At 63.7% G+C, this 13,059-nt stretch carries 12 protein-coding genes and 1 riboswitch; of the genes, 3 read left to right on the forward strand and 9 right to left on the reverse strand.

Going from position 1 to position 13,059, the window contains the following annotated elements; genetic code table 11:
- Positions 1–3: 3 nt before the first annotated feature.
- The 5 genes from gspM to ACMLHZ_RS00265 are packed head-to-tail and all read right to left on the reverse strand — an operon-like array spanning position 4 to position 4,766.
- Positions 4–657 (reverse strand): type II secretion system protein GspM, encoded by a 654-nt coding sequence (gene gspM, locus ACMLHZ_RS00245; protein WP_418665811.1) that lies wholly within the window; start codon positions 655–657, stop codon positions 4–6.
- A complete protein-coding gene (locus tag ACMLHZ_RS00250; RefSeq protein ID WP_418665812.1) occupies positions 658–2,130 on the reverse strand; it encodes a hypothetical protein in 1,473 nt (490 codons plus the stop codon).
- A gap of 18 nt (positions 2,131–2,148) precedes the next feature.
- Positions 2,149–3,342 carry a type II secretion system F family protein gene (locus ACMLHZ_RS00255; protein ID WP_418665813.1) on the reverse strand — a complete coding sequence of 398 codons (1,194 nt, stop codon included), beginning with the start codon at positions 3,340–3,342 and terminating at the stop codon, positions 2,149–2,151.
- A 17-nt stretch (positions 3,343–3,359) separates the two neighbouring features.
- On the reverse strand, positions 3,360–4,148 hold the full coding sequence (locus ACMLHZ_RS00260; protein WP_418665814.1) for a prepilin peptidase: 789 nt from the start codon (positions 4,146–4,148) through the stop codon (positions 3,360–3,362).
- Positions 4,149–4,166: 18 nt separating this feature from the next.
- Positions 4,167–4,766, reverse strand: coding sequence for a hypothetical protein (locus ACMLHZ_RS00265; protein ID WP_418665815.1), 600 nt, complete (start codon positions 4,764–4,766; stop codon positions 4,167–4,169).
- A 150-nt stretch (positions 4,767–4,916) separates the two neighbouring features.
- Between ACMLHZ_RS00265 and ACMLHZ_RS00270 the strand changes: the two genes are divergently transcribed.
- A complete protein-coding gene (locus ACMLHZ_RS00270) occupies positions 4,917–5,393 on the forward strand; it encodes a type II secretion system protein (RefSeq protein ID WP_418665816.1) in 477 nt (158 codons plus the stop codon).
- A gap of 124 nt (positions 5,394–5,517) precedes the next feature.
- On the opposite strand, the gene ACMLHZ_RS00275 is transcribed toward ACMLHZ_RS00270, so the two are convergent.
- Positions 5,518–5,979 (reverse strand): prepilin-type N-terminal cleavage/methylation domain-containing protein, encoded by a 462-nt coding sequence (locus ACMLHZ_RS00275; protein ID WP_418665817.1) that lies wholly within the window; start codon positions 5,977–5,979, stop codon positions 5,518–5,520.
- Between the two features lie 117 nt (positions 5,980–6,096).
- A riboswitch (cyclic di-GMP riboswitch) is annotated at positions 6,097–6,186 on the reverse strand.
- A 167-nt stretch (positions 6,187–6,353) separates the two neighbouring features.
- On the opposite strand from ACMLHZ_RS00275, the gene ACMLHZ_RS00280 reads away from it, so the two are divergent.
- Complete coding sequence (locus ACMLHZ_RS00280; protein ID WP_418665818.1) at positions 6,354–6,800, forward strand: prepilin-type N-terminal cleavage/methylation domain-containing protein; 447 nt, start codon at positions 6,354–6,356, stop codon at positions 6,798–6,800.
- A 57-nt stretch (positions 6,801–6,857) separates the two neighbouring features.
- Here the strand turns inward: ACMLHZ_RS00280 and ACMLHZ_RS00285 are convergent, their stop codons facing one another.
- The 3 genes from ACMLHZ_RS00285 to ACMLHZ_RS00295 all read right to left on the reverse strand — a co-directional run bounded on the left by ACMLHZ_RS00285 (position 6,858) and on the right by ACMLHZ_RS00295 (position 12,469).
- The gene (locus ACMLHZ_RS00285) at positions 6,858–8,525 is read right to left on the reverse strand and encodes a glutamine--tRNA ligase/YqeY domain fusion protein (protein WP_418665819.1); all 1,668 of its coding nucleotides are present in this window, start codon (positions 8,523–8,525) and stop codon (positions 6,858–6,860) included.
- Positions 8,526–8,611: 86 nt separating this feature from the next.
- The gene (locus ACMLHZ_RS00290; RefSeq protein WP_418665820.1) at positions 8,612–10,534 is read right to left on the reverse strand and encodes an EAL domain-containing protein; all 1,923 of its coding nucleotides are present in this window, start codon (positions 10,532–10,534) and stop codon (positions 8,612–8,614) included.
- Between the two features lie 30 nt (positions 10,535–10,564).
- Positions 10,565–12,469 (reverse strand): diguanylate cyclase domain-containing protein, encoded by a 1,905-nt coding sequence (locus ACMLHZ_RS00295; RefSeq protein WP_418665821.1) that lies wholly within the window; start codon positions 12,467–12,469, stop codon positions 10,565–10,567.
- Positions 12,470–12,863: 394 nt separating this feature from the next.
- Between ACMLHZ_RS00295 and ACMLHZ_RS00300 the strand changes: the two genes are divergently transcribed.
- On the forward strand, positions 12,864–13,059 hold a 196-nt coding region (locus ACMLHZ_RS00300; protein WP_418665822.1), incomplete at its 3' end, for a response regulator.

Here is a 13,059-nt window from a genome sequence, read left to right on the forward strand (position 1 = left end):
GAATCACTCCACGGCGTCCAGCATGTAGATGTTCAGGGTGAGGGTGAACTGGTCGTTTTCGCCGGTGGCGAAGCTTTGCAGCCGGACCGGCATGCGCTGGGAAAGGTCGGTGAGCAGGCCGCGCAGACCCTCGGCGGGGCCCCGGGCGGTGATGGTGACCGTGTTGCACAGCACCTGGGCGGTGGCGGCGGCATCAGCCGCAGGGGCCTCGCCCTCGGGGGCGGCGCCGCCGCTTTGGGCGCTCTTTAAAAATTCGTTCCAGGCATAGCTCTCGCCCTCTTCCAGGGGGGGCTGGATGCCCGCCAGGTCCTGCACGGTGAGGCCGGACACGGTCATGCTGAGGCCGGTGAGGCCGTGCACGTCCAGAAGGCCGGCCGCCAGGTCAGAGAGCTGGGTGTTGCTCATGGGCTGGTAAAAGGCCTTGCCGGCCTCGGCCGCCGCCGCTTTGGCCTGGGCGCGCTGGGCCTCGGCCGCGGGGGCGCTTGCCAGCTCGGCCTGCATGGTGGCCTGGATGAGCTGCTCCTGGGAAAGCTGCCCCTGAAGCACCAGGCGCCGCTCGAGGGCGGGGTTCAGCAGCAGCAAAAAGCCGCCCGCCAGCACCCCCACCAGGGCGAGGGCGAACAAAAGGACCTTTTCCCGCTTGGAAAACTGATACATTTACTCCGCCCCCCTTACCGTGCAGGTGATGGTGAACACATAGCCTCCCTCGCCGGGGCTTTGCGTGTAGCCGCCGTAGCCGATGGCCGTGTAATCGCCGGTGGCGTACATGCGGGCGATAAAATCGGGGATATCGTGGTAATCGGCCGCGGCGCAGCTGTAGGTGAGGCGGTCCTCGCCTGCCAGGTAGTCGTAGCCGGTAAAGCTTACCACCTCGCCGGCCGCGCCGTCCGCCCGGCGGAGCATGGGCTCATCCGGCTGCAGGGTGGCATTCAGAATCTCCGCGGCGCGCCCGGCCTCGGCCGCGGCGGCCTGGTAGTTTTCGGCGGCGGAGCGGTCGGCCTGCACCCGGGCCAGGGCTTCGAGGTTGGCCGGGTCCTGGGTATAGGCCTGCACGGCGGCGAGCTGGCCGCTGAGCCGGGTGTTGCCGTAAAACACCACGCCCCAGAGAGCCACAAGAAGCACGGCGAGGGCGATGGGAAGGGCCCAGGGCAGGCCGCTGCTCTTTTTTTCCATGCCGGCGGGGGCAGCCTTGCTGCGGCTGGCGGCCAGAAAATCGGCCCGGCGGCGCTTGGACTGAACGAGCGCACCCACGGCCACAAAGGCGTCGGCCAGGGCAAAGCCGCTCTTGGGGGCGGCGGTGACCGCCCGGAAGGCAGGCAGGGGAAGGGCCTCGACCCCGAAGGTGTCGGCCACCAGCTGGCAGCCGGGCGCCTCGGCGGGAAGAAGACCGCAGAAGTAGACGGTTTTGGCCGGCTCGGCGGTCTTTTGGCTTTGACTGAACTGAAGCATACTGCTGACCCGGCCCAGCAGCTCACCCAGCACGGCGGAGCCGCCCCGCTCGGTGATCAGGCGGCTGCGGGTGTTCATGAGATAGCGGCCGCCCGCGAACAGGTAGGTGACCACGGTCTGGCCGTCGAGCACGCAGAGAATAAAGCTTTGGCGTGCCAGCTCGGGCAAAAATTCGACCATGCGCAGGCAGCTGCCCAGCGCGCTGGAAACGCCCGCCAGCTTTATGCCCGCCGCGCCGAACAGCTCGGTGTACTGCTGGATCATGCCCCGCTCGGCCCCGCCGCACAACAGCTGGCGCTCGGCGCTGCCGGGAAGGGGGGGCAGCTCGGTGTAATCGTAAAGGAGGTCGCGGCCCGCGGTGTCGAGCTCGCCCAGCTCGCTGCGCACGATGTTGAGCAGCTGCTTTTCCTTGAGCTGCCGGGGCACGGCCAGGGGCTTTGCCATGATCTGGCTGGAATCGACCACCAGCCAGGCCCGGGCCGCCGCCTTGCCGGCCGCCGCGCGCAGGGCTTTAAGGCCCTCGGTGAAGGCAGCGGGGTCGGTGACCACGCCGTTCAGCACCGTGCCCTCGGGCAGCGCCTGCTGCCGGTAGCCGGTGACGGCCAGCTTTTTGGCCCCGGGCGTGCCCTGCACCAGGACCAGCCGGTCGCCCGCGAGATAGATGATGCTTTGCTTGCTCATAGCTTCCCTCCTGAGGAATCAGCCGAAGGCGGCCGTGTTGCCGTACATGCTCCAGATGGGCCCCAGCACACCCAGCATAATGAGGCAGATGACGACGGCCATGACGACGATCATGGCCGGCTCGATCATGCCGGTGAGGCGGGTGAGGGCGGCGTCGGACTCGTACTCGTAGTTTTCGGCGATGTTTTCCAGCATCTGGTCCAGCTGACCGGTCTCCTCGCCCACGTAGATGGTGGGGGCGAGCTTTGGGTCGAAGCCGTCGACCTGCTGGATGGCCTTGCTGAGCATATCGCCCGCGCGGACCTGCTTGATCACATCGGCAAACTGAGCGGCGACGTACTGGTTGCCCAGGGTGGCGGAGGCGATCTCGAGGCTGCGGATCATGGAAAGGCCGCTGGAGTAAAGGCTGGACTGGGTGCGCGCGAAGCGGGCGGTGTAGATGATGCGCAGCTGCTTGCCCACAAAGGGGGTGTGCACCTTGAGCCGGTCCCAGGCAAGGCGCACGGCGGGCACGCCCAGCAGGACCTGCACCAGCGCCACCACCGCCAGAACAAAGATGAGCATCCAGTACCAGCGCTGCTGTAAAAGGGCGCTGAAGCCCATGAGAAACCGGGTGAAGGGGGGCAGGGCCATGCCCTCGAAAAAGCGCTCGAGATCGGGCATGACGACCAAAAAGATGATGAGCACCGCCGCCACACACACCACGCCCAGAATTTTGGGGTACAGGGTGGCGCTTTTGAGGCGATTGTTCATGCGGTGCTCTTTTTGGTAGTGGGTGGCAAGCTTTGAGGCCACCTGCTCCATCTGGCCGCTGGCCTCGCCCGCGCGGAACATGTTGATCATCATGTCGGGAAAGACGCCCTGGGCGCTGAGTGCGTCGCTGAGGGGCTGGCCCTGCTGCACCAGCCGCTGCACCTGCCGGTACACGGTGGCCAGGCGGGGCTTGAGGTTGCCCATGAGCATGATGTTCATGGCCCGGCTGAGGGTGATGCCCGAGCCGATCATGCTGGCCAGCTGGCGGCAGAACTCGCTGAGTTCCATGGGCTTGAGCCTGCGCACCGCCGCCTTTTCGTTTTCGGCCACCCGGCACTCGGTGAGAAACACATCGTCGCGCCGGAGCAGGGCATAAAGCGCCTCTTCGCTTTCAGCGTTTAAAGCGCCGGATACGGTTTTGCCCTGGCCGGTTTGCCCCTTGTATTTGTATAAAGGCATGGATCGCGCCTCCTTACTTAAAACTGAAAGAACCCCAGGTACCAGGTCACGAGCCGCCCGCCCCAGAGCAGCGACAGAAAGCTGCCCGCGCAGAGCGCCGGGCCGAAGGGCATGTGCGCGCCCTGGCCGGCCTTTGCCCGGCCGGTGGCCAGCAAAAACACGGCCTGCGCCCCGCCGATGAGCAGGGCCAGGAAAAAGCCCGCCAGGCACTGCCGCCAGCCCAGCAAAAAGCCGCACACGGCCATGAGCTGGATATCGCCCCCGCCGAAGGCCCCCGGCATCGCAAGGGTGACCAGCAGCAGCGGCAGGCTGACGCACACCGCGCCCACAAGGCGCGCCGCCAGCCCGGTTTCGGGAAAGGCCCACAGGGCCCCCAGGGCGGGCAGGCAGAGCAAGAGGGAATAGAGGTCCGGGATCTGCATGGTATAGGCGTCCTGCAGGGCGATGAGAAAGAGCAGGAAAAAAGCCGCCAGCGCCACGGCCAGCCTGCCCCACTGAAAGGGGAAGACCCAAAAGCACAGCGCCGCGCCAAGCCCCCCGCACGCTTCGGCCAGGGGGTAGGCGGCGGACACCCTGGCACCGCAGCGGCGGCAGCGCCCGCGCAAAAACAGCCAGCTGAACACCGGCACCAGCTCGGCCGCGCCCAAGGTGTGGCCGCAGGAATCGCACCGGCTGCGGCCCTTATAAAAGGGCGGGCTGCCGGGCACGGCGGCCCGCTGAGCCACCACCTGCAAAAAGCTGGCGAGGCAGGCCCCCAACGCAAAGCAATAGGCGGCCCCCCACAAAACAAAGGGATAAAGCTCCATAAACGCTATGTACTCCTTTTAAGAAAAAGAGCCCTGGGCCCCGGCCAGGTTGAGGGAGGGCTCGCCCGAGGCGGTCCAGATGCAGTCCGGCCGGCCGGGGTGGGCGAGCCACTGGCTTTGGCTGCGCCAGTAGCACAGGGTGAACACGCCGTTTTGCTGGCTGGCGGTGAACACCAGGGGCGGAAGGCTGGCATCGGGCGACTGCACGGCTTCGGCCAGCCTGCTGACCGCAGAGGCGGGGTCTGAGCGGCCCAGGTGGGCGCCGCTGACCCGGGGCATGTTCTCGCCCAGGGCCGCGCGCAGCAAAGCTCCGTTCGCGTCGTCGCCCGAGGGCTCGGCGGCCAGCACGTAGTCGAACCCTGCGCCGGGGGCCTGCTGCGCGCGGCACACTTCGACCGCGATCTGCACCGCCACCCGGGCGGCGCGGGCGCTTTGCCGGTAGCTGACGGCCCAGGCCGCCTGCACATAATGCACAGCAAAGGCGGCAAACACGGCCACCATGAGCCCCACCACCAGGATCACCGCCAGCCACTCGACGCGGCGGGTGGATTTTTGCTGGTTGAGCTCGCGGTCGAAGTTGAGTTCGATGCGGCTTTGCGCCGACTCGTGCCCGTTCAAAAGGCCGCACCCCCCAAAGTGGAACGGTAATAATTTATTATACCATATCCCGGCCGGGATGAATAGAAAAAAGGCTTGGAAAAAGGTGAAAAATGAAGGGAAAGGTGTAGGTTGGCGTTCGGCCTAAAAAGAAACGCAGGAGGAAATATCATGTTGAAAAAAATGCTGAAACAGCGCAGCAAAAAGGGCTTCACCCTGATCGAGCTGATCGTGGTGCTGGTAATTATGGCGATCCTGGCCGCGGCGGCCATCCCCACCATGATGGGGTATGTGAACAACGCCCGTAAATCGGCTTACTTGGCCAACTGCTCGGCCGCATACATGGCGGCGCAGGCGAATATTACCGAGCAAATGGGTAAGGCGGTTACAGCGATTGATACCGACGAAATTGTAACTGCAGTTCAAAAAATGGTACCCGAACTGGCTGGTGCAGATAAAGTTTTAGTGGTGACATCTACTACTTCTGTGGCTGGTACTGCAACAAAGGCCGAACAGTATGTTATTACTGTTGATACAACCATCTCTAACCCCAAGGCAATCAGGGTTGCATATCATAAAGTTGCTGGCGATACAGAATATGTGTATGTTAATTACACTGGGGATGGATCCACCAACGTAATGGATTAATCCACATCTTTATGTTTTTCGCATTCAACGCGGTGCGGCCTCGTGCCGCACCGCGTTTCGCGTTGGGGGCACAAGAAAAGCGGCGCGGCGCAAAGGCCGCACCGCTCACGCTGCGATAAAGTATTTATGAACCCAAGTTCACATCAGTACCGGGTTCCAAAGTTACCGTGGTTTTTCCATCCGCAGAAGTATAAGTAACAGATGTAACAGTCGGAGCCGTTACAGTTCCCCCAAGAGCTATCGTATATTTTTCTCCCGTGGTTGCATCGACTTTTGCGCCCACTTCGGGAACCATATCCTGAACTGTTTTTAAAACAGTATCTCCGTTTAATACTTTCAGGCTATTCGTGGCAAGCGTAACAGAAGCATCCTGGGTTACAGCCATGCTTTCAGTCAAAGCCGCTTTAGTTGCTACATAAACAGCCCGGCAATTTGCCAAATAACTTGCCTTCCTCGCTTTATTGACATATCCCATCATGGTGGGGATGGCCGCCGCGGCCAGGATCGCCAGGATTACCAGCACCACGATCAACTCGATCAGGGTGAAGCCCTTTTTGCTGCGCTGTTTCAGCATTTTTTTCAACATGATATTTCCTCCTGCGTTTCTTTTTAGGCCGAACGCCAACCTACACCTTTTCGCGCAAAGATGCAAAGCAAGGGACTGCCGGAAAACAAAAGCCGCCCGCCCAAAACCACTGGGCCAAGCGGCAACTGGCTGGCAGCCCGCACCGCGGCGGGGGAAGCCCCTTTAGCTTTGCGCCCCACGCTTTCGCGAGGTTTGCCGGTCTCTTGATATGGCTTTAGTATAAACCTTTCATTTTTGGCTGTCAATGACTATTTATGCGCTTGATTGTGCGTTTTGGCTTGCTTTTTAGAATATAGATATGTAGAATATATAAAAAGATGACAAGGCTTCTGTGCAAGTTGTGAAAGAACACGGGCGGGCAAGGGGGGGCGGCTGTGGAACGAAAAGCGGGGGCGAAGCCCGGCTTTACCCTGGTGGAAGTGATCGTGGTGATCGTGATGATGAGCATTTTGGCCGCCGCCGGCCTGGTGGGTTTTGGGGGGATGGTGAGCCACTTTAACGAACAGGCCTGCATGGCGAGCCGCAGGGAGGCGGCGCAGGCCTTTATTTCGGAATGGCTGGAGGGGGACCTGCCGGACGCTTTGTCCCTGACCTTTGACGGGGAAGGCTGGCTGGACGGGTACGCGGCGGAAAACGATGTGAAAGACGCGGACAATTGGGGGTGCAGGGTATACCCGGCAGCGGACAGAAAGACGGCAAGGATATTGATCTGGTGTAACAGGCATCGGGATCTGACCGAGGAACACGATCAGGGCGGAGGGTTTTATACGTTTGGCGGCGACGTGTGGATGGAGTTTGAGGTGCCGGAGCTGGTCGGATAAAAACGGACAAAAAGCAAAAGCGGGGGAGGTGTTTGGCCTCCCCCGCTTTTGCATGGCTCAATTCTGTTCCAGGGTCTTGCTGAAGCTGTCTTTCAAAGTGACGATGCGGTTCCACATGCCGGGGTGCCTGGAGTCCGGCGTGAAATAGCCCATGCGCACGAACTGGAACTTCTCGCCGGGCTTTGCGTCGGCCAGGCAGGCCTCCAGTTTTGCGCCTTGCAGGCTGCGCGCGCTGTCGGGGTTTAAAAAGTCCTTGTAATCGGCGCCCTCGGGCAGCTCGCCCATGTTTTCCTGGGTGAAGAGCTTGTCGTACAGGCGCACCGTGGCTTCCACACAGTGCGCTGCGCTGACCCAGTGGATGGTGCCCTTGACCTTGCGGCCGTCGGCGGGCATGCCGTTGCGGGTGGCGAGATCGGCAGTGCATTTGAGCTCGGTCACGTTGCCCGCCGCGTCTTTTACCACCTCGTTGCAGCGCACGATGTAGGCGCCCATCAGCCGCACCTCGCCGCCCGGGCGCAGCCGCTGGAATTTCGGGGGCGGCACCTCGGCAAAGTCGCCGCGCTCGATGAAGAGTTCGCCGCTGAAGGCCACCGGGCGGGTGGAGGCGTCGCCCGCGGCCTTGTTGGGGTTGTTGGGCAGCTCGAAATATTCCACCTGGCCGGCGGGGTAGTTGGTGATGGTGAGCCTGACCGGCTCGGTGACCGCCATGCGGCGCAGGGCTTTGGTCTCGAGCTCGGTGCGGATGCAATGTTCCAGCAGGCGGTAATCCACCAGGCTGTACACCTTGGAAACGCCCGCCTTTTGCACAAAATCAAAAATGCTTTCGGGGCTGTAGCCCCGGCGGCGCAGGCCCGAGAGGGTGGGCATGCGGGGGTCGTCCCACCCGTCCACGATGCCCTGTTCCACCAATTCGCGCAGGTAGCGCTTGCTCATGACCGTGTTGGAGACGTTCAGGCGGGCGAATTCCCGCTGGATGGGGAAGGGCCCCAGGTGCAGGCTGTTGATGACCCACTCGTAGAGGGGGCGATGGTTCTCGAACTCCAGGCTGCACATGGAGTGGGTGATGCCCTCGATGGCGTCCTGGATGGGGTGGGCGAAATCGTAGAGGGGGTAGATGCACCAGGCGTCGCCCTGGCGGTGGTGGTGGGCCCGCACGATGCGGTAGATGGCCGGGTCGCGCAGGTTCATGTTGGGGCTGGCCATGTCGATTTTGGCGCGCAGGGTGCGGCTGCCATCGGCAAATTCGCCCGCGCGCATGCGGCGGAAGAGATCGAGGTTTTCTTCGGGGGTGCGGTCACGCCAGGGGCTGGGGCGGCCCGGCTGGGTCAGGGTGCCCCGGTATTCCTGCATCTGTTCGCGGGAGAGATCGCACACATAGGCCTTGCCTTCGGCGATGAGCTGCTCGGCGTACCGGTAGCACTGCTCGAAGTAATCGCTTCCATAGTAAATGCCGCCGTCCGGGATGGCCCCCAGCCAGCGCAGGTCCTCCTCGATGCTTTTGACGTACTCGTCGTCCTCGCGCACGGGGTTTGTGTCGTCGTAGCGCAGGTTGAATTTGCCGCCGTAGGCCTTGGCGATGCCCCAGTTGATCCAGATCGCCTTGGCGCTGCCGATGTGCAGGTAGCCGTTGGGCTCCGGCGGGAACCGGGTGTGGATCTGTTTTACGCGGCCCTGGGCCAGGTCGGCGTCGATGATCTCGGTGAGAAAGTTGCTCGGCTTTTCCATACTTATTCCGCTCCTCGTTCTGTACAAAGAATGGCCCGCACAGGGGCCATTCAAACCTAATTTATTATTTTACAGGATTTTTGGGATCATTGCAACTGATAAATGGCGGCGGCATAATCGCGCAGGGCGTCGAGCGAAAGGGGGCGGGAAAAATAAAAGCCCTGCATCCAGTCGGCCCCGAGGGCCGCGAGGCGGCGGAACTGAAGCTCGTTTTCGACCCCCTCGACCACCACGCCGCGGCCGGAATCGTGCACCAGGCCGATCAAATCGCCCATCAGGCGCTCGTCCCGGGCGAGGCAGGCGGCCATCACGTGGCGCTCGAGCTTTACCACAACGGCGAGAGGCATGTCGAGGATGCGGGCCAGATTGGAGTGGCCCTCGCCGAAGTCGTCGATAAAAAGGCGGGCGCCGGCCTTGTGGAAGCGCTGCAGGGTGCGGGAAAGGGTCTCGTCGTGGGCGAGGTGGAAGCTCTCGGTGATCTCGAAGGCGAGGCGGCCGGGGGCGACGCCGTAAAAGGCCGCCAGCTCGAGGTAGCGGGGCGCCAGGTCCGGCTGCCCCAGCTGCAGCGGGCTGAGATTGACCGAGACGTAATCCAGCCGTTCAAAGAGCCCGCGGTTTTGGGCCATGGAGCGCAGGACCGTTTCGTACACGGTCTGCCCCAGCTTTAAAATAGCGCCGCTGGTCTCGGCCGCACCGACAAATTCCTCGGGCGAGACCTGGCCGAGCTCCGGGTCCTCGAGCCGGGCCAGGGCCTCGACCGCGCACATGCGGCCCGCGGCGTCCACGATGGGCTGGAACGCCACCGAGATCCTGTTCAGGAGCACCGCCCGGCGCACCGCCAGATGCACCCGGATCAGCCGGTGCAGCTGCTGCAGCGTGTCGTCGCTGGCCCACAGCACCCCGCTCGCGGCCTTGGGCAGATCGCCCAGGTAAAAGGCGTTTTCGACCAGGATGCGGGCTTCGTCCAGCCCGGAAGCGCAGGCGCGGCCGTCGAACAGAAGCGCGGTGCACTCGAGTGCAACCTGCCGGCCGTCCAGCTGCCAGCCGCCCCGCAGCTCGGCCACGGCCCGCTCGGTGGAGGCGCTGACCGATTCGGGCGCGGCGGGGCTGACCACCACAAAGCTGCGGGGCCGGGAGAGAAAGAACACGCAGGCCCCCGGCATGGCCTGCCGGATGCGCCGGGCCGCGGTGGAAAAGACCAAAAGCTCGAAATCGGTGTTGAATACAAAACGGCTGTCGCCCGGAAGGGCGGTGTGCAGAAACACCATCCTGTAGGGCAGGTCCCGGTGATAATACTCCTGCAAAAGTTCGTCCAGCGCCCGGTGATTGAACACCCCCGCGCCCTCATGGATATAGCGGTCCGGATTTTGGCCGGTGAGACAGGCCGCCAGCAGGGCGAGAAGCGCGAACACACAGAACGGCAGCGGGCCGGGCATAACCAGAGCCTGGGCCGCGTGGCCCGCCGCCAGCAAAGCCGCCATGGCGCACAGGCCCATGAGGCGGCGGCGCGGCAGATGGCGGCGGCGCGCCGCCAAAACGGCGAAACACCCCGCCAGCAGCAGCGCGCTGTGGGCGACGGGCAGCCAGCCGAGCGGCCCGCGGGCAACCCCTTTCTGGGGGACAAGGACACAGTAAAAACCGGCGAACGGGCTTGCAAGCCCCAAGAGGCAGACCGGCACCGTGAGGACCGCGGCGGCCCGGAGGGCACGCCGCAGCCAGGGCATGGGCAGCCGGCAGGAATAGGCGCAGTAGCACAGCGCCAGGGCGAACAGGGCGGGCTGGGCCCCGCAATAGGCGGCCAGCAGTGCCCGGCGCAGCGGCAGCCACCCGCCATGGGCGGCTGAAAACGCGATGGAGGCCTCGAGCAGGTTCAGTGCGAACACCAGGAGGCACAGCTGCGCAAAACGCCGGTTGGGCCGGGTGGGAAGCAGAGGCTTTTTACGGCCGGCAAACAGAAACACCCCCAGCAGGCCGAGGGTGGCCAGCTCGAAATTCAGATCCAGAGGCACGGGACGGCACTCTCCTTTCGCAGCGCGGGCTCACACCGAGGGGGCGACGTTCAGGCCGCGGGTGGCAACCCAGCGGCCCCGCTCGCGCTTGGCGGCGTAGAGCGCCACGTCGGCCTCCTGGTACACCGCGTCCAGGTGGGCACTGGCACATTCGAACACATGCACGCCCACACTGATGCCCACGGGCACCCGCAGTTCCAGCGTGGCGGCCAGAAGCGGGATGCGGCGGCAGACGTGCCCGGCCAGTTCTTCGGCCTCCTGCCAGCCAAGGCCCGGCGCAAGAAGCACGAACTCGTCGCCGCCGATGCGCGCGCAGGCCCCGCCCTCGGGGCACAGACCCTCCAGAACGTGGGCGGCCTCGCGCAGAAGGCGGTCGCCGGCGGGGTGGCCCAGGGTATCGTTCACTTCTTTGAAATGGTCCAGGTCCAGCAGCAGGAACGCCCCGGTGGCGGGCCGGCCGGCGCTGCAGCGCAGCGCGTTGACCCGGGCGCGCAGGCCCTCGCGGTTGTACAGGCCGGTGAGAGGATCCTTGTGGGCGCGCTGGGCAAGCTCTTCCTCGCGGCGGCGCTCTTCGGAGATATCCTCGAAGGTGACGATGGCGTGGGTGGCGCTGCGGTATTTGTCGAACACGGTGGTGAGGATCACGCGGTTCCAGATGTAGTCGGCCCGGCCCACGGCGCGCAGCAGCAGATCGGCCTGCACCGTGGGCATGCCGCTTTTGATCTGGTGGAACAGCCCCAAAAAGGTGCTGGCGTGCTGCGGCGCCACCGCACCCCGCTGCACCATCTGGGCGGGGCCGTTTTCCAGCACCATCGGCCCGCCCTTGTCGTTGGTGAACTGGTGGGCGGTGAGGGTGCGGGAATAAACGTCGTACAAAAACAAATTGATGGTGGCGTGGGTGAGGGCGATCTCGAGCGACTGATTGGTGAGCTGCAGGCTCGCCTCGGCCTGCTCCACCGCCCCCTCCCGCTGCCGGTGATACCGGGCCAGGCAGAAGATCAGCACAAAAGAGCACACCAGCAGTTTTGCAGCGAGCTGAAGCAGCAGCAGGAGGAAATTGAGGTTGCCGCGCATCATCACGTTTTCGGGCACGTCCTGAAAGAGATACCAGTCGCCGATGCCGATGCGCACACAGCAGGAGGCGACGCGGCCCCGGTAGGGGGAACGGTAGTAGAACAGGCCCTCGTCGCCCGCTTCCATGAGCGCGCGCAGGTCACCCTCGGGCACATAGGAGCCGGGGTCGGCGTAGTCCCAAAAATTTTGGTGGCCGGCCAGGCGGGTGCCCAGGGACTTGCTGTAATAGAGCACGAGACCGTCCGGCTGGGTGGCGGCCACATAGCCCGCGGTGTCGAAGCTGGCAAGATCCGCGATCTCGCACAGGCGCTCGGTGGTGAGCATGCCCACCACAGCCCCCGAGACGGGGGCGTTGGGGGCACGGCGCACCGGGGCGCAGGCGCAGAAGAGAACCTGGCCGGTGGAGGGGTCCTGCCATGCGGCGGACCAGCCGGCCCGGCCCAGGAGGGCTTCGTTCACAATGTCCGAACCGGAAAAGTCCCTCGTGTTGCCGGAGGGGTCCTGGGCAAAACCGTCGCGGTCGGCCACCCACATGCTTACCAGCTCGCTCTCGCCCAGGTAGGAGCGCAGGGTGGTGCGGGCCGTGACCCCCTGCAGGTCGTCGAAGGCGGAAAGGGCGGCGGCGGCCGTTTGCACCGCGTCCATCTGGCGCTCGAGCGCAAGGGAGAGGTGGAGGGCGTTGTCGCGCGTTTGGCTGAGCAGGAGGGACTCGCTTTGGAGGCGGGCGGCGCGGTCCTGCTGAAAGTACATGTCCAGGATCGCGAGCAGCAGCCCCAGCATCAATATGAAAAGGCCGAGCAGGGGCAGGCGCAGCTTGCGCACCTGGGTCTTCAAGCGTTCAAAACGCCCGGGTTCAGCCATGGATGTCACCTCTTATATTATGTAGATACGACAATTCAAAACAGGGGCCGCCACACCAAGCGGAAAGGCCCCCCGGCGGGCAAGCCGGGCCCGGCGTAGGCGGCGAGGGCCGCTGCGCGCGGCAGCCCTCGGGGATGGAAGGCTTTTCCATGGGCTTTATTATAGCCTTGGAGGGGCAAAAGCGCAATCTTTTCAACAAAAACTGCCTGTTTGCGCGCATCACCCGGGCAAAAACGGCAAAAAAGAGCCAAAATCGTCCAACCCTGTTTCCGGTTGACAGAAAATAGAGTTTATGATACTTTATAATGGATTATAAATAGACTTGGGGGCCTTGTGCGCGGCGATGCGCCGCGCCAAAGGAGGCTTACCGGGGACGCGTGGGAGAGAAGGCAGTATGGAACGGGAACAGATCCTGGTGGTGGACGACGTTGAACTGAATCGGGCCATTCTGACCGAGATATTTTCAAAGCAGTACGAATGCATTGAGGCTGCCAACGGCCAGGCGGCCCTGGAACAGCTGGAAAAGGCAGACACCTCGCGGCTGGTGGCGATCCTGCTGGACGTGGTGATGCCGGTGATGGACGGCTTTG

Source organism: Allofournierella sp., from assembly GCF_048388525.1.
Taxonomy (GTDB): Bacteria; Bacillota; Clostridia; order Oscillospirales; family Ruminococcaceae; genus BQOK01.

Coding starts and splice junctions, on each gene's coding strand:
- ACMLHZ_RS00275 (WP_418665817.1), bottom strand. CDS start 5,979: ATGTTGAAAAAAATGCTGAAACAGCGCAGCAAAAAGGGCTTCACCCTG.
- gspM (WP_418665811.1), bottom strand. CDS start 657: ATGTATCAGTTTTCCAAGCGGGAAAAGGTCCTTTTGTTCGCCCTCGCC.
- ACMLHZ_RS00260 (WP_418665814.1), bottom strand. CDS start 4,148: ATGGAGCTTTATCCCTTTGTTTTGTGGGGGGCCGCCTATTGCTTTGCG.
- ACMLHZ_RS00255 (WP_418665813.1), bottom strand. CDS start 3,342: ATGCCTTTATACAAATACAAGGGGCAAACCGGCCAGGGCAAAACCGTA.
- ACMLHZ_RS00250 (WP_418665812.1), bottom strand. CDS start 2,130: ATGAGCAAGCAAAGCATCATCTATCTCGCGGGCGACCGGCTGGTCCTG.
- ACMLHZ_RS00285 (WP_418665819.1), bottom strand. CDS start 8,525: ATGGAAAAGCCGAGCAACTTTCTCACCGAGATCATCGACGCCGACCTG.
- ACMLHZ_RS00270 (WP_418665816.1), top strand. CDS start 4,917: ATGTTGAAAAAAATGCTGAAACAGCGCAGCAAAAAGGGCTTCACCCTG.
- ACMLHZ_RS00295 (WP_418665821.1), bottom strand. CDS start 12,469: ATGGCTGAACCCGGGCGTTTTGAACGCTTGAAGACCCAGGTGCGCAAG.